This is a genomic window from Streptomyces sp. NPDC026500 (assembly GCF_055567635.1).
Genome location: NZ_JBVHQB010000008.1, coordinates 261,416 through 280,857 on the forward strand (window position 1 = coordinate 261,416; position 19,442 = coordinate 280,857).

Consider the following 19,442-nt stretch of genomic DNA (forward strand, 5'->3'; position numbering starts at 1 on the left):
CCCGCCGCCCCGTCCGAACCGCCGCTCACGCGTAGCTCTCCTCGCGCACCTTGTCGAGCGCCTGCTGAAGGTCCTCGGGGTAGTCGCTCTCGAACTCCACCCAGCGCCCGTCCCCGGGGTGCTCGAAGCCGAGCCGCACCGCGTGCAGCCACTGGCGGGTGAGGCCGAGGCGCTTGGCGAGTGTGGGGTCCGCGCCGTAGGTCAGGTCGCCGACGCAGGGGTGGCGGTGGGCGGCCATGTGGACACGGATCTGGTGGGTGCGCCCGGTCTCCAGCTTGATGTCGAGCAGGGAGGCGGCACGGAACGCCTCGACCAGGTCGTAGTGGGTGACCGACGGTTTGCCCTCGGCCGTGACCGCCCACTTGTAGTCGTGGTTCGGGTGGCGTCCGATGGGCGCGTCGATGGTGCCGCTGGTCGGGTCCGGGTGGCCCTGCACGAGCGCGTGGTAGCGCTTGTCGACCGTGCGCTCCTTGAACTGGCGCTTGAGCGACGTGTACGCGTACTCCGACTTGGCGACGGTCATCAGGCCCGAGGTGCCCACGTCGAGGCGGTGCACGATGCCCTGGCGCTCAGCGGCTCCGGAGGTCGAGATCCGGTAGCCGGCGGCCGCGAGACCGCCGATGACGGTCGGTCCCGACCAGCCGGGGCTGGGGTGCGCGGCCACGCCGACGGGCTTGACGATCACGAGCACGTCGTCGTCGTCGTGGATGATCTCCATGCCCTCGACGGGCTCGGCGACGATCTGTACGGGCGCGGGGGCCCCGGGCATCTCGACTTCGAGCCAGGCGCCGCCGTGCACCCGCTCGGACTTGCCGACCACCGAGCCGTCGACCGTGACCTTCCCCGCCGCGGCGAGCTCTGCGGCCTTGGTACGGGAGAAGCCCAGCATGCGGGAGATGGCGGCGTCGACACGCTCGCCCTCCAGGCCGTCGGGCACGGGCAGGGTGCGGATCTCGGGAACGGTGCTCACCCGTCGAGTATGCCGGACGGCTCGGACACCACCGGACCACGGACCGAACGCCAGTGCCCGGGGAGCCGCCCGGCGGCCCCGTACACGGGCCGCGGGCGCCGGTCCGAAGGCCTGTCCGACGGTCCGTGCGCGGTCCGTGTGGACCGTGTCTCAGTCCGTGTGGACCATGACTCAGTCCTTGTGGACCGTGCCGTCCGGGTCGAGGCCGCGGAAGGACAGCAGCACGATCAGGATGCCGCCGCAGACGATCGCCGAGTCGGCGAGGTTGAAGACGGCGAAGTGCTTGGGCGCGATGAAGTCGACCACCGCTCCCTCGAAGACGCCGGGCGAGCGGAAGACCCGGTCGGTCAGGTTGCCGAGCGCGCCGCCCAGCAGCAGGCCCAGGGCGATGGCCCACGGCACGCTGTAGAGCTTGCGGGCGAGCCGGGCGATGACGACGATCACCGCCGCCGCGATCACCGTGAAGATGATCGTGAAGGCCTGACCGAAGCCGAAGGCGGCGCCCGCGTTGCGGATCGCCTCGAACTTCAGCCAGTCCCCGATGACCTCGATCGAGTCGTGGTGCTCCAGCTTCGCCACCACGATCATCTTGCTGACGAGATCGAGGGCGTACGCCAGCACGGCCACCGTGAAGAGCACGGCGATCCTGCGCTTGCCCCTGGGACGCTCGGCCGGGGCCGGCGCGGCGGCGCCGGACCGGTCGCCGGACGCCGCGTTCCCGTCGGACTGCTCCGGCCCGGCCCCCGCCGCCCCTGGAATGTCCGGCGTACCGATGATGCGCTCCGCCTCTGCCACGTGAGTGAGTCCCTCGACCTAGGTTCCTGGCTGAGGACGAGGGTACGGCACACACTCCTGGGCCCACATGCTCAGGAGCTCTCGAGGACGGCGAGGCGGTGGCGCTTCCGCGCGGCGCCCGGGATTCAGTGCCTGCGTTCCTGCTTCTGCTTGCATTCGACGCACAGGGTGGCGCGCGGGAAGGCCTGCATACGGGCCTTGCCGATGGGGTTGCCGCAGTTCTCGCAGAGCCCGTAGGTGCCCGCGTCGAGGCGGTCCAGGGCGCGCTCCGTCTGCTCCAGCATCTCGCGCGCGTTCGAGTTGAGCGCCATCTCGTGCTCGCGTGTGATGTTTTTCGTACCCGTGTCCGCCTGGTCGTCACCCGCGCCGTCGCCGGAGTCCCGCATCAGGCCCGCGAGCGCCTCCTCGGACGACGAGATCTCGGTACGCAGCCGCAGCGCCTCCGACTGGAGCTCCGCGCGGGCCGCCCCGACCTCCTCCGGGGTCCAGGGGTCCTCGCCCGGTCGCACCGCGAGCTCGCCGGGCTCCACCGCGGCGATCCTCGCCTTGGGGACCGCAGTGGCCTTCTTGGCGGCCGTGGCCGTGCCACGGGTCTTCTTCGCAACCACCGTCGTGGCTCCCGTCGTCTTCGCGGCCTCGGCCGCACCCTGGGCCGCGGAAGCGGCCGCCTTCTTGGCCGTACTGGTGCTCTTCCTCGCCGTGCCGGTGCTCTTCTTGGCCGCGGACTTCCTGGCCACGGGCTTCCTCGCCGCTGTCGCCGCCTTCTTCGCGGTGGCCTTCTTGGCGGCCGGCTTCTTGGCCGCCGCCTTCGAGGACGCGGTCTTCGAGGACGCCGATTTGGTGGCGGTCGACTTCAAGGACGTCGCCTCGGCTGTCGCCGGGACCGCCTGCGCGTTCTTCTTCCCACCCACATTCTTGGCCGCCGCACTCGTGGATCTGCCGGACGCCGACTGCTGTACGGCGGTCTTCTTCGCCACCATGGCCGCGGCCCCTTCACATATTGTGATCTTGCTCGCGAATCGTGCTGGGACGATAAATCGACTTCTGGCCCGCGGCAACGGGACCCGCCCACGATTCGCCCGCCTCGCCAGCCCCGCGCGGCGAGTCTGCATGCGTTGTGCCCAGCTCCCCGCCGGGTAATCCGCCGGGCCCGGCGGACCAGGATCCGGACACGCGCACCTCGCCATTCGGGTCACCGCGCAGGCCACGGCGATGCCCGGGAAAACCGGTCGGCCGCTGTCCCCGGGGCGCCGTACACTGGGCGGAGCGAGAAGCGTGGATGGGGACGAGTAGCGGCGTACGCGGCCAGGAGCGACCCGGGGACGGTGGAAGCCCGGGGGCGAGCGCGACGCGAAGATCACCCCGGAGCCGCCGGCAGAACACCCCTCTGGGGCCAGTAGACCCGGCATCGCGACCCCAATGAGGGGGCTCACTGATGCGAACGGCGCATCGGGGAGCCAAGGAGGGTGGTACCGCGGGAGCGCGCCGCACACGGCGTCCGTAGCAACACGGCTCTCGTCCCTCCGACGGAAGGCAGAAAGTCCGTTGGAGGAAGCTCGCCGATGACAGCGCCGACGTACCGCCAGGTGCCCGCCCAGGTCGACCTGCCCGCCCTCGAGCACGCCGTGCTCGACTTCTGGCGCGAGCAGAAGATCTTCGCCAAGAGCCTTGAGCAGTCCGAGGGCCGGCCGGAGTGGGTGTTCTACGAAGGTCCGCCCACCGCCAATGGCATGCCGGGCGCCCACCACATCGAAGCGCGCGTCTTCAAGGACGTCTTCCCGCGCTTCCGCACCATGCGCGGCTACCACGTGGCCCGCAAGGCCGGCTGGGACTGCCACGGCCTCCCGGTGGAGCTGGCGGTCGAGAAGGAGCTCGGCTTCACCGGCAAGCAGGACATCGAGGCGTACGGCATCGCCGAGTTCAACGCCCGGTGCCGCGATTCCGTGACCCGCCACACCGACGCGTTCACCGAGCTGACGAACCGCATGGGCTACTGGGTCGACCTCGACGACGCCTACCGGACCATGGACCCCGAGTACATCGAGTCCGTGTGGTGGTCGCTCAAGGAGATCTTCAACAAGGGCCTGCTGGTCCAGGACTACCGCGTGGCGCCCTGGTGCCCGCGCGACGAGACGGGCCTGTCGGACCACGAGCTGGCCCAGGGCTACGAGACCATCGTCGACCCTTCCGTCTACGTCCGTTTCCCGCTCACCTCCGGTCCGCTGGCCGGCCGTGCCGCGCTCCTGGTGTGGACGACCACGCCGTGGACGCTGGTCTCCAACACCGCGGTCGCCGCGCACCCGGGCGTCACCTATGTCGTCGTGACGAACGGCGAGGAGCAGTTCGTCGTCGCGCAGCCGCTCGTCGAGAAGGCGCTCGGCGAGGGCTGGGAGACCACGGGCGAGTCCTTCACGGGTGCCGAGATGGAGCGCTGGACGTATCAACGTCCGTTCGAGCTCGTCGAGTTCCCCGAGCCCGCCCACTTCGTGGTCAACGCCGAGTACGTGACGACCGAGGACGGTACGGGTCTGGTCCACCAGTCCCCCGCCTTCGGTGAGGACGACCTCAAGGTCTGCCGCGCGTACGGCCTCCCGGTCGTGAACCCGGTCCGCACCGACGGCACCTTCCAGGAGGACGTCCCGCTCGTGGGCGGCGTCTTCTTCAAGAAGGCGGACGAAAAGCTCACCGAGGACCTCCAGAGCCGCGGCCTGCTCTTCAAGCACGTGCCGTACGAGCACAGTTACCCGCACTGCTGGCGCTGCCACACCGCGCTCCTGTACTACGCGCAGCCGTCCTGGTACATCCGCACCACGGCCGTCAAGGACCGCCTCCTCCAGGAGAACGAGGAGACCAACTGGTTCCCGGAGTCGGTCAAGCACGGCCGCTTCGGCGACTGGCTGAACAACAACATCGACTGGGCGCTCTCGCGCAGCCGTTACTGGGGCACCCCGCTCCCGCTCTGGACCTGCGAGGAGGGTCACCTCACCTGTGTCGGGTCGCGCGCGGAACTGTCCGAGCTGACCGGCACCGACCAGTCGGAGCTGGACCCGCACCGCCCGTACATCGACGCGGTGACGTTCGCGTGCCCGCAGGACGGTTGCGGCCTGACGGCGACCCGCGTCCCGGAGGTCATCGACGCCTGGTACGACTCGGGTTCGATGCCGTTCGCGCAGTGGGGCTACCCGTACAAGAACAAGGAGATCTTCGAGAGCCGCTACCCGGCGCAGTTCATCTCCGAGGCCATCGACCAGACCCGCGGCTGGTTCTACACGCTGATGGCCGTCGGCACCCTGGTGTTCGACAAGTCCTCGTACGAGAACGTCGTGTGCCTCGGCCACATCCTCGCCGAGGACGGCCGCAAGATGTCCAAGCACCTGGGCAACATCCTCCAGCCGATCCCGCTGATGGACCAGCACGGCGCCGACGCGGTGCGCTGGTTCATGGCGGCCGGCGGCTCCCCGTGGGCGGCCCGGCGCGTCGGCCACGGCACCATCCAGGAGGTCGTCCGCAAGACGCTCCTCACCTACTGGAACACCGTCGCCTTCCAGGCTCTGTACGCCCGCACCTCCAACTGGGCGCCCAGCGAGGCCGATCCGGCTCCGGCCGACCGCCCGGTCCTGGACCGCTGGCTGCTCTCCGAACTCCACGCGCTCACCGACCAGGTGACGCAGGCTCTGGAGGCGTACGACACCCAGCGTGCCGGAAAGCTCCTGTCGGCGTTCGTCGACGACCTCTCGAACTGGTACGTCCGCCGCTCCCGCCGCCGCTTCTGGCAGGGCGACAAGGCCGCGCTGCGCACGCTGCACGAGGTCGTGGAGACGGTCACGCGGCTGATGGCCCCGCTGACCCCGTTCATCACCGAGCGGGTCTGGCAGGACCTGGTCGTCCCGGTCTCCCCGGACGCCCCCGAGTCCGTGCACCTGTCGGCCTGGCCGGAGGCGGACCTGTCCGTCATCGACCCGGAGCTGTCGCGCCAGATGGTGCTCGTACGCCGTCTCGTCGAGCTCGGGCGGGCCACGCGCGCGGAGTCGGGCGTCAAGACCCGTCAGCCGCTGTCGCGCGCGCTGATCGCCGCGACCGGCTTCGCGACGCTCGACCCCGAGCTGCACGCGCAGATCACCGAGGAACTGAATGTGAGTTCCCTCGCCTCACTCTCCGAGGTCGGCGGCTCACTGGTCGACACCACGGCGAAGGCGAACTTCCGCGCTCTGGGCAAGCGCTTCGGCAAGGGCGTCCAGGATGTGGCGAAGGCCATCGCCGGGACCGATGCCGCCGCCCTGTCCCTCGCCCTGCGCGAGGGCACCGCCTCGGTCGAGGTCGGCGGCGAGACCGTGACCCTGGCCCCGGACGAGGTCATCATCACAGAGACCCCGCGCGAGGGCTGGTCGGTGGCCTCCGACTCCGGCGCCACCGTCGCCCTCGACCTGGAGATCACCGAGGAGCTGCGGCAGGCGGGCCTCGCCCGTGACGCGATCCGCCTGATCCAGGAGGCCCGCAAGAACAGCGGCCTCGACGTCGCCGACCGCATCGCGCTCCGCTGGACCTCCACGGACCCGGCGGTCATCGCGGCCCTCGGCGAGCACGCCGGCCTCATCGCCGACGAGGTCCTCGCCACGGACTTCGCCCAGGGAGAGGCCGACGGCGCCTACGGGGAGCCGTTCACCGACGAGGGCCTGTCCCTGGTGTTCCGCCTCCGCAAGGCGTAACGAGGACGGCACACCCGCACCGAAGGCCCGGGGCCACCAGGAAATCCTGGTGGCCCCGGGCCTTCGGCGTTGTTCTCCGGGCCGGCCCCGGACCTTCGGCATGCGGCCCGGCCTTCGGCGTCGCGGCCCCGCGCCTTCGGCGTCGCGTGCCCCTGTGACAAGCGTCGCGCGCACCCCGTACGAGCGACGACCAGGCACTCTGTACGAGCGCGGGCCCCGCACCCCGAGTACAAGCGCCCCACACACCCCGTACGGGCGCCCCTCGACCCCGCACCAGCCCGTGATGGACCGCACAAAAGGGCGAGGCCCCCGGAATCCGGGGGCCTCGCCCTGAACGCTGCCGACGCCTAAGGCGTGCTCGTGGCCGTCAGTTGTCGTCCTCGTCGATGAGGAACCCGCGCATCGGCGAGGGCGCCTGCTGCATCGGCGACGGGCCCTGAGGCCGCACCGGAGCCATCGGCTGGGTCATCGCGGGCGACATCTGCTGCTGCCCGCCGTAGGACGGTCCCCCCTGCGACGGTCCACCCATGCCCTGGTTGCCGCCGTAGGACGGCGCACCGGCGCCTGCGGGGGCCATGGAGGGCGCGGAGGACGACGGCAGGGACGCCGTGGCCGGGCTGCGCGGCGGGGCGAGCGAGTCGTCCGCCTGCGTCTCCAGCTGGCGCAGCTGCGACTCCAGGTAGGACTTCAGACGCGTGCGGTACTCGCGCTCGAAGCCACGCAGGTCCTCGACCTTGCGCTCCAGCGTGGCGCGGGCGGACTCCAGGGAGCCCATCGCGACGCGGTGCTTCTCCTGCGCGTCCCGCTCCAGGGCGTCGGCCTTGGCACGGGCGTCCCGCTCCAGACCCTCGGCGCGGCTACGGGCCTCACCGACGATCTTGTTGGCCTCGGAACGCGCCTCGGCGATCGCCTGGTCGGCGGTCTGCTGAGCCAGCGAGAGGACACGGGCGGCACTGTCGCCACCGGGGCCCTGCTGCGGCATCTGCTGGCCGTGGCCGCCCATGGGGCCACCCATGGGTCCGCCCATCGGGCCGCCCATCTGCTGCATCTGCTGCATCTGGCCGGGACCCTGGCCCATCGGACCCTGACCCATGGGGCCCTGGCCCATCTGACCCTGACCCATCGGACCCTGACCCATGGGGCCCTGACCCATCGGACCCTGACCCATGGGGCCCTGACCCATCTGACCCTGACCCATAGGGCCCTGGCCCATCGGACCCTGACCCATGGGGCCCTGGCCCATCGGACCCTGACCCATCGGGCCCTGGCCCTGCTGTCCGCCCTGGCCGCTGGGACCCGCGGGCAGCTGCGGCGCACCGCTCGGGAGCTGGGGCGGACCACCCATGGGGCCACCCATTCCCTGCGGCGGACCCGATATGCCGGCGGGCACGGGAGCGCCGGGCCCACGCATACCCTGCGGCGGGCCCTGCTGGTCCTGCTGCTCGGGCGGCTTGCGCATACCCTGCTGCTGCTGGTTCTGGGCGGCCGCGCGCGTGGCGGCGGCCAGCTTGGCGCGCAGGTCCTCGTTCTCGCGGAGCAGGCGAGTCAGTTCGGCTTCGACCTCGTCGAGGAAGGCATCGACCTCGTCCTCGTCATAGCCTTCTCGGAGGCGGACGGTCGTGAACTGCTTGTTCCGCACGTCCTCGGGGGTCAACGGCATCTCTTCACCTCAACGTAGTCGTCGGCATTCGGCAAGACCGTATCGTTCACAGCCGGCTCACGACGGAGATCAGGATGTAGACGATGATCATCAGTACGAAGAAGGACAGGTCAAGCGCCACGCCCCCGAGACGCAGCGGCGGAATGAACCGCCGCAGAAGCTTGAGCGGTGGATCGGTGACAGTGTAGGTGGCCTCCAGAACGACCACCATCGCCTTGCCGGGTTGCCATGAGCGGGCGAACTGGAAGACGTAGTCCATGACCAACCGGAAAATCAGCACGATGAGGAAGCACATCAGCGCGATGTAGAAAACCTGCCCGACCACGCTCATGATCCGTGCTTCCCTCTCCCCTGTTTCCCATGCGGTGTTTCCGGTCCTGCGTCTCAGCTCTGGTTGAAGAACCCGCCCTCTGCGATGCGGGCCTTGTCCTCCGCCGTGACATCGACGTTAGCAGGCGACAACAGGAACACCTTCTGCGTCACCCGCTCGATGCTGCCGTGGAGACCGAAGACCAAACCGGCCGCGAAGTCGACAAGTCGCTTCGCGTCGGTGTCATCCATCTCCGTCAGGTTCATGATCACCGGGGTGCCCTCACGGAAGTGTTCCCCGATGGTACGGGCCTCGTTGTAGGTCCGGGGGTGCAGCGTGGTGATCCGGTACGGCTCTCGTTCCGACACGACCTTGGGCATGATCACCGGGGCGTTCTTCTCCAGGCTCTGACGTTCTTGTGTGATGGACGCCACGGGGGCGATGCGCGCCGGACGCCCGGACTCCGCGGCGAGCGAGGCGGAATGCGGCACCGGGTCCCGCGGCGCCGCGGGCTGTACCACTCGCACCGATTCGTCCCGTTGGGACGAGTGCGCCTGATGTGACTGGTGTGGCGGTTCATGCCGTCGCCGGTCCCGCTCGGGTTCCGGGTCGAGCTCGGGCTCGAAGTCGTCGTCGGGGTCGAATCCCCTGCCGTCGTACCCATCGTCCTCCACGAGGCCGAGGTAGACCGCCATCTTGCGCATCGCGCCGGCCATGCTCTGAGTCCTCCGCTCTGTGGTGGATCGGCTGACGAATTGCCAAGTGCCCGCGATCCACGAGGTCGTTATGCCCGCCTTTGGCGGAAATGACCATATTTTCTGCTGTGGTCCGACTTCTTGGCGACGTTACCCGAGGCCGGGTCGGACTCCGAGTACCGCAGTACCGACGCGTACATGTGTCGCTCCGGCTGCCACAGCCTGTTCGAGGTCCGAGCTCATCCCTGCCGAGACCATGTTCGCAGCCGGATGAGCCCGGCGCACGGCAGTCGACAAATCCATCAGCCGCTCGAACGCCTGTTGTTGGCGTCCCGCGTACTCGCCGGCGAGCGGAGCGACGGTCATCAGCCCGTCGAGCCGGAGCCCCGGGGCCCCCTCGACGAGGTCGGCCAACTCCTCGATCCCGCCGACCCCCACGCCCCCCCGCTCACCCCGGCCGCTCTCCTGCGCGTCCAGCGCGACCTGGATGAGACACCCCACTTCACGCTCCGCCCGCACCGCTTCCTTCGACAGAGCCGCAACGAGCCGGGAACGGTCGACTGACTGAACGAAATCCGCGTAACCGACCACAGAACGCACCTTGTTGGTCTGCAATTGACCGACAAAATGCCACAACAGGGGCAGATCCGAGCACTCCACGGCCTTGGGTGCCGCGTCCTGATCCCGGTTCTCGGCGACATGACGCACACCGAGTTCCGACAGGATCCGCACATCACTCGCGGGATAGGTCTTGGTGACCACGATCAGGGTCACCTCTTCGCGCTTGCGTCCGGCGGCCGTGCACGCCGCCGTGATGCGCTCTTCCACTTTCGCCAGGTTCGCGGCGAGTTGAGCCTTACGGTCCGTCATGCCCCATCAGTCCAGCCAGACATAGCCCGCGAGCCGCCCGGTGGTGCGGTCCCGTCGGTAAGAGAAGTGGTCCCCCGATTCGAGCGTGCACACCGGCGACTGCTCGCGGTCGCGCACTCCGAGCCGTTCCAACTGCGCGTGCACTCCGGCCGTCACATCGACCGCGGGCGTCCCCCACCCCGTCTCGGCGTAGGCCGCGGGCTCGACGGCGGCGACATCGGCGCGCATCGCGTCCGGCACCTCGTAGCACCGTCCGCAGACGGCGGGTCCGGTGCGGGCGACGATCCTGGCCGGATCGGCGCCGAGTTCCACCATGGCCCGTACGGCCGCGGGAACCACGCCGGCGACCATGCCGGGCCGTCCCGCGTGCGCGGCGGCCGCCACACCGGCGACGGGGTCGGCCAGCAGGACGGGCGTGCAGTCGGCGGTGAGGACGGCGAGCGCCAGCCCCCGCCGCGCCGTGACGATCGCGTCGACGGAGGGGATCTCCGAGGCACCCCAGGGCGCCTCGACGACCGCCACGTCCGGCCCGTGCACCTGGTTCATCCAGACGACCCGGGCCGGGTCGAGCCCGAGCGCCTTGGCGGCCAGTTCCCGGTTGGCGCGTACGGCGTCGGGATCGTCGCCGACCGCCCCGCCGAGGTTGAGCTCCTCGTACGGAACGGCGCTCACCCCGCCCCACCTGTCGGTGAAGGCGAAGTGGGCGCCGCTCACGGTGCTCGTTTCGGAGCGTTGTCCTATCACTTCAGGAAGTCCGGCACGTCCAGTTCCTCGGCCGCGCTGTCCGAGTAGGAGCGGGACGGCGGGACCGGCGGGGACGCCGGCAGCTCACTGACCGGCTCCGGAGCGGGCTCCGGGGTGACCTCCTTGGGCGTGACGCTGCCGAGCGACCCGAAGGACGGGCGGCTCTCGGCGGGGCGCGACTGAACGGGCTCCTCGCGTCGGGTGGAGGTCGAGCCGAGGACGTTGTCCCGCTTGGCCGGCGGCTGGCCGCCGTCGAAACCGGCGGCGATGACGGTGACCCGCACCTCGTCGCCGAGGGCGTCGTCGATGACCGCGCCGAAGATGATGTTGGCCTCGGGGTGCGCGGCCTCGCTGACCAGCTGGGCGGCTTCGTTGATCTCGAACAGGCCGAGGTCGGAGCCGCCGGAGATGGAGAGCAGGACGCCGCGGGCGCCGTCGATGGAGGCTTCGAGGAGCGGCGAGGAGATCGCCATCTCGGCCGCCGCCACCGCGCGGTCGTCGCCGCGGGCCGAGCCGATGCCCATGAGCGCCGAACCGGCCTCGGACATCACGGACTTGACGTCGGCGAAGTCGAGGTTGATCAGACCGGGCGTGGTGATGAGATCGGTGATGCCCTGAACACCGGAGAGCAGGACCTGGTCCGCCGACTTGAAGGCGTCGAGGACCGAGACCTGGCGGTCCGAGATCGACAGCAGCCTGTCGTTCGGGATGACGATGAGGGTGTCGACCTCTTCGCGGAGTTCCGCGATGCCGTCCTCGGCCTGGTTGGCGCGGCGCCTGCCCTCGAAGGTGAAGGGGCGGGTGACCACGCCGATGGTGAGGGCGCCCAGCGAGCGGGCGATGTTGGCCACGACGGGCGCGCCGCCGGTTCCGGTGCCGCCGCCCTCTCCGGCCGTCACGAAGACCATGTCGGCCCCCTTGAGGACCTCCTCGATCTCCTCACGGTGGTCCTCGGCGGCCTTGCGGCCGACTGCCGGGTTGGCTCCGGCCCCGAGGCCGCGCGTGAGTTCCCGGCCGACGTCGAGCTTGACGTCGGCGTCGCTCATCAACAGCGCCTGAGCGTCGGTGTTGATGGCGATGAACTCGACGCCCTTGAGACCGACCTCGATCATCCGGTTGATGGCATTGACACCACCGCCGCCGACACCGATGACTTTGATGACTGCGAGGTAGTTCTGCGGTGCTGCCACGTCGAAGGCCTCTCGCCTCGAGTTACGTGTCGTCGCCTCGCATGCTCGCGATCCGACGACTGATGCCGAATGGGACGGTCCGAACGCCGACCCGAACCCTAACGCTGAAGTTTAGGGTTACCAGTGTGTCTGTTCCTTGGACTCTTCCGAACAGGACACTAAGTCGACAAGTGGCGCGCGTTCAACGAACACGCCGAACCTCCCGTTTTTCTTTTCACCCTATGTGATCAGGCAGAGCGCTGCCCAACCAGGGTGCTGGCCTGCATCGATGCGAGTCAACTGCCCGACGATGCGGGTGCGGTGGGGGCACTTACGTCGAAGTGTCGGGCCCCAGGATCGGCTTTCATGAGAGCAAGGAGCGCCCTGGCCTTGGCGCGGCCCTTCTCGACACTGCCCCACTCGACGGTCCTGCCGCCCGCCAACTCCAGCGAGACGGCGTCATAGGAACGGACCTTGACGGTACGGGTGTCACGGGCGACGGCATCCGGGATGTCCCCGGCGATCCGCACGGCTTCACGCACCAGACGGTCGGTGGGGAAGCGGCGCAGCGCGGCGCTCTTCGGCACCGCCAATTCCAGTACGGGCACGCCCTTCGGGGCGTCGGAAACGGTGGCGAACCGCACGCCCTTGGCGTCCACTTCGATGAAGTTTGCGCCCTTTTCGACAATCAGGACCGGAGTACGCTCGGTCACTTTCAGACCGATTCCGTGCGGCCAGGACCGGACGACGTCAACCGAGTCAATTCGGGGCAATTTCCCGAGCAATCGCGCCTCGATCGCGTCCGTGTCGACGGAAATCAGCGGGGACCCGACCGGAACGTCGGCCGCTTCCCGCACCTGCCCGGCCGTCAGCACCCGCATCCCGGAGGTCGATACGCGCTCTGCGCGCAGCCATGGGGAGCCGTAGAGAATCCACACCGCGGCGGCCCCGGCCAACACCACGGCGAGCAAAAGGATGATGAGCCTACGAAGGCGACGGAGCCGCCCGATGAGGGGCGGCCGGGGCGGGCCGGACTCCAGCTTCTGCCGTTCACCGCGCTCGGCGGTCGTCGGTCCGGCCACGCTCCCTGCCTTCCCTCATGCGGTCCTAGCGGTGGCGCGAGGCGATCGCCTCGTACACCATGCCGACGAGCAGGTCGTCGGCGTCCCGGCGGCCGAACTCGCTGGCGGCACGCGACATCTCGTACAGCCGGTGCGGGTCGGCGAGCACGGGCAGCACGTTCTGCTGCACCCACTGCGGGGTCAGCTCCGCGTCGTCGACCAGCAGTCCGCCGCCGGCCTTGACCACCGGCTGGGCGTTCAGCCGCTGTTCGCCGTTGCCGATGGGCAGCGGGACGTATGCGGCGGGCAGTCCGACGGCGGAGAGTTCGGCGACGGTCATCGCGCCCGCGCGGCAGAGCATCATGTCGGCCGCGGCGTACGCGAGATCCATCCGGTCCACGTACGGTACCGGGATGTACGGGGGCATCCCCGGCATCTGGTGCACCTGCGGCAGTTCGTTCTTCGGGCCGACCGCGTGCAGGATCTGGATTCCGGCCTGCTGGAGGTACGGAGCCGCCTGCTGGACCACCTCATTGAGGCGGCGGGCGCCCTGCGAGCCGCCCGACACGAGGAGCGTCGGCAGGTTCGGGTCGAGCCCGAACGCGGCGCGCGCCTCGGGCCGTACCGCTGCCCGGTCGAGGGTGGCGATGGAGCGGCGCAGCGGGATGCCGATGTACCGGGCCCCGCGGAGCTTGCTGTCGGGCGTGGAGACGGCGACCTGGGCCGCGTACCGCGATCCGATCTTGTTGGCGAGCCCGGGGCGGGCGTTGGCCTCGTGGATGATGATCGGCACGCCGAGGCGCTTGGCCGCCAGGTAGCCGGGCAGGGCGACATAGCCGCCGAAGCCGACGACCGCGTCCGCCTTGGTCCGCTCCATGATCTGCTCGACGGCCTTGATCGTGCCGCGCAGCCGTCCGGGAACGGTGATCAGCTCGGGGGTGGGCTTGCGCGGCAGCGGTACGGCGGGGATCAGCGCGAGTTCGTAGCCGCGCTCGGGTACGAGCCGGGTCTCGAGTCCGCGTTCCGTGCCCAGGGCCGTGATCCCCACGGTCGGGTCCTGCCTGCGCAGGGCATCCGCGAGGGCGAGCGCGGGCTCGATGTGGCCGGCGGTCCCCCCGCCGGCGAGTACGACATGCACCGAAATTCACCGCTCTCCGGACGAACGCGCCGCAGAGGCACGCCGTCGCATCGTGTTCCATCTCCGGGGCCCCGCGGCCCTTGCGGACTCTCTCACCGCACCCCGCTTTCTGCCAAAGCGGGGTTGCCGCATCGCGAGAGCCGCCCGCGCAGCGGGGTCGTCACGCGCGAAGGCGATCAGCAACCCGATGGCGAACATGGTCGGCAGCAGGGCGGAACCCCCGTAGGAGAACAGCGGGAGCGGGACACCGGCGATCGGCAGCAGACCGAGCACCGCACCGATGTTGATCACGGCCTGGGCCGTGATCCAGGTGGTCACGCCTCCCGCGGCATACCTCACGAAGGGGTCCTCCGTGCGTCCGGCCACGCGGATACCCGCATAGCCTAGAGCCGCGAAGAGGGCGAGCACCGACAGCGTCCCCGCGAGGCCCAGTTCCTCCCCGGTGATGGCGAAGATGAAGTCGGTGTGCGCTTCGGGCAGTTGGCCCCATTTCTCCACACTGGCGCCGAGGCCGGAACCGAAGAGTCCGCCGGAGGCGAGGGCGTAGATGCCGTGCACGGCCTGCCAGCAGGTGTCGTGCGGGCCCGGCTCGGTCGCGCCGATACAGGCCAGCCTGGACATGCGGTTGGGGCTCGTCTTGATGAGGATGAAGCCGATCGCCAGGGCGATGGACAGCACCCCCACGAACAGCCGGGTGGGCGCTCCGGCCAGCCACAGCAGCCCGAACAGGATGGCCGTGAGGATGATCGCGGTGCCCATGTCGCCGCCGAGCATGATCAGGCCGAGCAGCATGAAGGCGACGGGCACGAGCGGCACCAGCATGTGCTTCCACTGGGTCAGCAGCCGCTTGTCCTGTTTGCGGGCGAGCAGATCGGCGCCCCAGAGCACGAGCGCGAGCTTGCCGAACTCGCTGGGCTGGATCTGGAACGAGCCGCCGAGGGAGATCCAGTTCTGGTTGCCGTTGACCGAGACTCCTATCCCGGGCACCTGCACCAGGGCCATCATGAAGACGGCGCCCGCCAGTATCGGGTAGGCCAGCGCCCGGTGCAGCTTCACCGGCATCCGGGAGGCGGCCAGCAGCAGCACACCGCCGATCAGGGCCGCCAGGAACTGCTTGCGGAAGAAGTACGACCCGGGCAACGACAGCTGGAGGGCCGTGATCTGCGAGGCCGAGTAGACCATCACGAGCCCCAGCACGGTGATCAGCAGGCTGCCGCCGAGGATCAGGTAGTACGCGGTCAGCGGCCGGTCCCAGGCCTTGCGGGCACGCGTGAAGAGGCGGCGTACGGGGTTGTCGCGCGGCACCCCGGCGGCGGGCCGCCGGCCGGCCCGCTGCACGGGAGGCCGGCCGGTCCGGCTAGTGGGCATCGGCGTCTCCGGGCCACAGCGATGTCACGCGTCCGTCCCTCCCAGGTTCGCCCGGCTAGGCGGCCGGGTCAGGCGCCGAGTTCGCGGACCGCCTCCGCGAACGCGTCACCGCGCTTGTTGTAGTTGGCGAACATGTCCATGGACGCACAGGCCGGGGCCAGCAGCACGGTGTCCCCGGGCTCGGCGAGCCTCCTGGCCTCCTGAACAGCCGCGAGCATCGCCCCAGTGTCGGTCCGGTCGAGGTCGACGACGGGTACTTCCGGTGCGTGTCGCGCCAGGGCTTCACGGATCAAAGCGCGGTCCGCGCCGATCAGGACGACGCCCCGGAGCCGCTTGGCCGACCTGGCGACCAGCTCGTCGAAGGTCGCGCCCTTGGCGAGCCCGCCGGCGATCCACACGATCGACTCGTAGGCCGCCAAGGAGGCTTCCGCGGCGTGGGTGTTGGTGGCCTTGGAGTCGTCGACGTAGGCGACCTGGTCCACATCGGCGACGTGCGCGATGCGGTGCGCGTCCGGGGTGAAGTTCCGCAGTCCGTCCCGTACGGCCCGGGGAGGCACTCCGAAGGCGCGCGCGAGGGCCGCCGCGGCAAGGGCGTTGGCGATGTTGTGCGGGGCGGGCGGACGGACGTCGGAGACCTCCGCCAGCTCCTGCGCGTTCTGCTGCCGGTTCTCGACGAAGGCGCGGTCGACCAGGATGCCGTCCACGACGCCGAGTTGGGACTGCCCGGGAGCGCCGAGGGTGAAGCCGACAGCCCGGCAGCCCTCCTCGACGTCCGCCGCGCGCACCAGGTCCTCGGTGGCCTTGTCGGCCACGTTGTAGACGCAGGCGACCCGATTGCCTTCGTAGACACGGCCCTTGTCGGCGGCGTACGCCTCCATGGAGCCATGCCAGTCGAGATGGTCGGGCGCGAGGTTCAGCACGGTCGCGGAGTGGGCGCGCAGCGAGGGCGCCCAGTGGAGCTGGTAGCTGGAGAGTTCGACCGCGAGGACGTCGTACTCCTGCTCGCCGAGGACGGCGTCGAGGAGGGAGACGCCGATGTTGCCGACGGCGGCGGTGCGCAGGCCGGCCGCCTTCAGGATGGAGGCGAGCATCTGGACGGTCGTGGTCTTGCCGTTGGTGCCGGTGACCGCGAGCCAGGGCGCGGCCTTCCTGCCGTCCAGTTCCCGCAGCCGCCAGGCGAGTTCGACGTCGCCCCAGACCGGGACGCCCGCCGCGGCGGCCGCGGCGAACAGCGGTTTGTCCGGCTGCCAGCCGGGCGCGGTCACGATGAGCTCGGTGCCCTCGGGCAGGGTCGCGCCGTCACCGAGGCGCACGGTGACGCCGAGCGCCTCCAGCTCCGCGGCCTGCGCCCGGGCCCGTTCGTCGTCGCCGTCGTTGACGACCGTGACGACCGCGCCGAGGCCGTGCAGGACCTTGGCCGCCGGGATTCCCGAGACGCCGAGGCCGGCGACGGTGACGTTCTTGCCCTGCCAGTTGGTCACTTCTTGGCTGCCCATCCTGCGTAGAAGAGGCCGAGTCCGACGATGACGCACATGCCCTGGATGATCCAGAAGCGGACCACCACAAGGACTTCGGACCACCCCTTTAGTTCGAAGTGGTGCTGCAGCGGGGCCATTCGGAAGACGCGCTTCCCGGTCAGTTTGAAGGAGCCGACCTGGATGACCACCGACATGGTGATGAGGACGAAGAGGCCGCCGAGCAGGGCGACCAGAATCTCGGTGCGGGAGCAGATCGCGAGACCGGCGAGCGCGCCGCCGAGGGCCAGCGAACCGGTGTCACCCATGAAGATCTTGGCCGGCGAGGTGTTCCACCACAGGAAGCCGAAGCAGGCGCCCATCAGGGCGGAGGCGACGACCGCGAGGTCGAGCGGATCGCGTACCTCGTAGCAGGCCGCCGGGTTGGTGAGGGTCTGCGCGTTGGCGCAGGACTCCTGGAACTGCCAGACGCCGATGAAGGTGTAGGCACCGAAGACCATCGTCGCGGCGCCGGTGGCGAGGCCGTCGAGACCGTCCGTCAGGTTCACGCCGTTCGACATGGCGAGGATCATGAACAGCGCCCAGACCACGAAGAGCACCGGGCCGATGGACCAGCCGAAGTCCTGGACGAAGGAAAGCTTCGTGGAGGCCGGGGTGTTGCCGAGGTTGTCGGCGAACTGCAGCGCGAGGACCGCGAAGGCGATGCCGACGATCAGCTGGCCGGCCATCTTCGCCTTGGCCCGCAGACCGAGCGAACGCCGCTTGACGATCTTGATGTAGTCGTCGAGGAAGCCGACCAGGCCCATGCCGGACATCAGACCCAGCACCAGCAGACCCGAGAAGGTGGGCGGATAACCCGTGATCACCTTGGACATGAAGTACGCGATGATCGTCGCCAGGATGAAGGCGATACCACCCATCGTCGGCGTACCGCGCTTGCTGTGGTGCTCGCGCGGGCCGTCGTCACGGATGTACTGCCCGTAACCCTTGCGGGCGAGCAGCTTGATCAGCAGCGGGGTGCCGATCAGGGTCAGGAAAAGACCAATGACTCCTGAGAACAGGATCTGCTTCATCATCGGGCGGAAACCTCACCCTCGGTACCGTCGGCGAGCAGCGCGAGCGCCACCCGTTCCAGCCCGACGGACCTGGACGCCTTCACGAGCACGACGTCCCCTGGGCGCAGCTCGCTGCGCAACAGGTCGACAGCCGCCTGTGCGTCGGACACGTGCACCGACTCCTCACCCCACGAACCCTCGTTATATGCGCCCAGTTGCAGCCAGGACGCTTCCCTGCCCCCGACCGCGACGAGCTTGCCGACATTGAGCCGGACGGCAAGCCGTCCGACCGCGTCGTGCTCGGCGAGCGCCTCGTCCCCGAGCTCGGCCATCTGACCGAGCACCGCCCACGTACGACGTCCCTTGCCCATCGCCGCGAGCGCGCGCAGGGCGGCTCGCATGGACTCGGGGTTCGCGTTGTAGGCGTCGTTGACGACCGTCACGCCGTCCGGACGCTCGGTGACCTCCATCCGCCAGCGGGAGAGGGAGCCCGCCTCGGAGAGCGCGCGGGCGATCTCGTCTGCGGACATGCCCAGCTCATGGGCGACGGCGGCCGCGGCGAGCGCGTTCGACACGTGGTGCTCACCGTACAGGCGCATGGTCACATCACTGCACCCGGAGGGTGTGCGAAGGCTGAAGGAAGGCTGTCCGCTCTCCGTGAGCCGGACGTTCTCGGCCCGTACGTCCGCTTCGTCGGACTCTCCGAAGAGGATCACGCGTGCCTTGGTACGCGATGCCATGGCACGTACGAGGGGATCGTCGGCGTTGAGGACCGCGGCGCCGTCCTCGGGGAGGCTCTCGACGAGCTCGCCCTTTGCTTGCGCGATCTGCTCGCGACCGCCGAACTCGCCGATGTGGGCGGTGCCGACGTTGAGGACGAGGCCGATCTTCGGCGGGGTGAGACCGGCGAGATAGCGGATGTGGCCGATACCGCGGGCGCCCATCTCCAGCACGAGGAACTTCGTCTCCTCGGTGGCGCTGAGCGCGGTGAGCGGCAGTCCGATCTCGTTGTTGAGGGAGCCGGGGGTGAAGACCGTCGGCGCCTTGCTCCGCAGTACCTGGGCGATCAGGTCCTTGGTGCTGGTCTTGCCCGCGGAGCCGGTGAGGGCCACGAGGGTCGCGCCGAGCCGTTCGACGACATGGCGGGCGAGGGCACCGAGGGCGGTCTGCACGTCGTCGACGACGATGGCGGGCACACCGACGGGGCGGGACGCCAGGACGGCGGCCGCGCCGGCTCCGATCACCGCCTCGGCGTAGTCGTGGCCGTCGACCCGTTCGCCGACGAAGGCGACGAAGAGACTGCCGGACTCCACTTCACGGGAGTCTCTGACGACCGGTCCGGTGACCTGCACCGCCGGATCCGGTATGTCGTACGTCTGCCCGCCGACGACTGCTGCGATCTCGGCGAGAGAGAGGGCGATCACAA

General features: G+C 69.7%; 16 protein-coding genes. 1 reads left to right on the plus strand and 15 read right to left on the minus strand.

All coding sequences use genetic code 11. The features are described 5' to 3' along the window. Positions 1-25 precede the first annotated feature (25 nt). From ACZ4N5_RS17265 to ACZ4N5_RS17275, 3 genes are all read right to left on the minus strand, one after another. On the minus strand, positions 26-970 hold the full coding sequence (locus ACZ4N5_RS17265) for an RluA family pseudouridine synthase (RefSeq protein ID WP_467757898.1): 945 nt from the start codon (positions 968-970) through the stop codon (positions 26-28). 171 nt (positions 971-1,141) lie between these two features. Next, a complete protein-coding gene (lspA, locus tag ACZ4N5_RS17270) occupies positions 1,142-1,765 on the minus strand; it encodes a signal peptidase II (RefSeq protein WP_467757899.1) in 624 nt (207 codons plus the stop codon). A gap of 125 nt (positions 1,766-1,890) precedes the next feature. Further along, on the minus strand, positions 1,891-2,745 hold the full coding sequence (locus ACZ4N5_RS17275; protein WP_467757900.1) for a TraR/DksA family transcriptional regulator: 855 nt from the start codon (positions 2,743-2,745) through the stop codon (positions 1,891-1,893). Positions 2,746-3,327: 582 nt separating this feature from the next. On the opposite strand from ACZ4N5_RS17275, the gene ileS reads away from it, so the two are divergent. Next, a complete protein-coding gene (gene ileS, locus ACZ4N5_RS17280) occupies positions 3,328-6,471 on the plus strand; it encodes an isoleucine--tRNA ligase (RefSeq protein ID WP_467757901.1) in 3,144 nt (1,047 codons plus the stop codon). A 367-nt stretch (positions 6,472-6,838) separates the two neighbouring features. Here the strand turns inward: ileS and ACZ4N5_RS17285 are convergent, their stop codons facing one another. From ACZ4N5_RS17285 to ACZ4N5_RS17340, 12 genes are all read right to left on the minus strand, one after another. Then, positions 6,839-8,131: a DivIVA domain-containing protein gene (locus ACZ4N5_RS17285; protein WP_467757902.1), complete on the minus strand. Its 1,293-nt coding sequence runs from the start codon at positions 8,129-8,131 to the stop codon at positions 6,839-6,841. Positions 8,132-8,177: 46 nt separating this feature from the next. Further along, entirely contained in the window at positions 8,178-8,462 is a 285-nt protein-coding gene (locus ACZ4N5_RS17290; RefSeq protein WP_261706878.1) for a YggT family protein, read from the minus strand. Positions 8,463-8,515: 53 nt separating this feature from the next. Continuing rightward, the gene (locus ACZ4N5_RS17295) at positions 8,516-9,157 is read right to left on the minus strand and encodes a cell division protein SepF (protein ID WP_356783932.1); all 642 of its coding nucleotides are present in this window, start codon (positions 9,155-9,157) and stop codon (positions 8,516-8,518) included. 129 nt (positions 9,158-9,286) lie between these two features. Beyond that, positions 9,287-10,006: a YggS family pyridoxal phosphate-dependent enzyme gene (locus tag ACZ4N5_RS17300; RefSeq protein ID WP_467757903.1), complete on the minus strand. Its 720-nt coding sequence runs from the start codon at positions 10,004-10,006 to the stop codon at positions 9,287-9,289. Between the two features lie 6 nt (positions 10,007-10,012). Then, a complete protein-coding gene (pgeF, locus tag ACZ4N5_RS17305; protein ID WP_467757904.1) occupies positions 10,013-10,750 on the minus strand; it encodes a peptidoglycan editing factor PgeF in 738 nt (245 codons plus the stop codon). Then, the gene (gene ftsZ / locus ACZ4N5_RS17310) at positions 10,747-11,940 is read right to left on the minus strand and encodes a cell division protein FtsZ (RefSeq protein WP_467757905.1); all 1,194 of its coding nucleotides are present in this window, start codon (positions 11,938-11,940) and stop codon (positions 10,747-10,749) included. The genes pgeF and ftsZ overlap by 4 nt, the downstream gene beginning before the upstream one ends. Positions 11,941-12,215: 275 nt before the next feature. Then, positions 12,216-13,001, minus strand: a complete 786-nt coding sequence (locus tag ACZ4N5_RS17315) for a cell division protein FtsQ/DivIB (protein ID WP_467757906.1) — start codon at positions 12,999-13,001, stop codon at positions 12,216-12,218. Positions 13,002-13,026: 25 nt separating this feature from the next. Further along, complete coding sequence (gene murG, locus ACZ4N5_RS17320) at positions 13,027-14,118, minus strand: undecaprenyldiphospho-muramoylpentapeptide beta-N-acetylglucosaminyltransferase (protein WP_081216733.1); 1,092 nt, start codon at positions 14,116-14,118, stop codon at positions 13,027-13,029. Between the two features lie 6 nt (positions 14,119-14,124). Beyond that, positions 14,125-15,486, minus strand: a complete 1,362-nt coding sequence (gene ftsW / locus ACZ4N5_RS17325; RefSeq protein ID WP_467757907.1) for a putative lipid II flippase FtsW — start codon at positions 15,484-15,486, stop codon at positions 14,125-14,127. 68 nt (positions 15,487-15,554) lie between these two features. Continuing rightward, positions 15,555-16,982: a UDP-N-acetylmuramoyl-L-alanine--D-glutamate ligase gene (murD, locus tag ACZ4N5_RS17330; protein ID WP_467757908.1), complete on the minus strand. Its 1,428-nt coding sequence runs from the start codon at positions 16,980-16,982 to the stop codon at positions 15,555-15,557. Next, positions 16,964-18,037: a phospho-N-acetylmuramoyl-pentapeptide-transferase gene (gene mraY, locus ACZ4N5_RS17335; RefSeq protein WP_467757909.1), complete on the minus strand. Its 1,074-nt coding sequence runs from the start codon at positions 18,035-18,037 to the stop codon at positions 16,964-16,966. Before mraY ends, murD begins: the two co-directional genes overlap by 19 nt. Further along, a complete protein-coding gene (locus ACZ4N5_RS17340; protein WP_467757910.1) occupies positions 18,034-19,440 on the minus strand; it encodes a UDP-N-acetylmuramoyl-tripeptide--D-alanyl-D-alanine ligase in 1,407 nt (468 codons plus the stop codon). Before ACZ4N5_RS17340 ends, mraY begins: the two co-directional genes overlap by 4 nt. Positions 19,441-19,442: the final 2 nt, after the last annotated feature.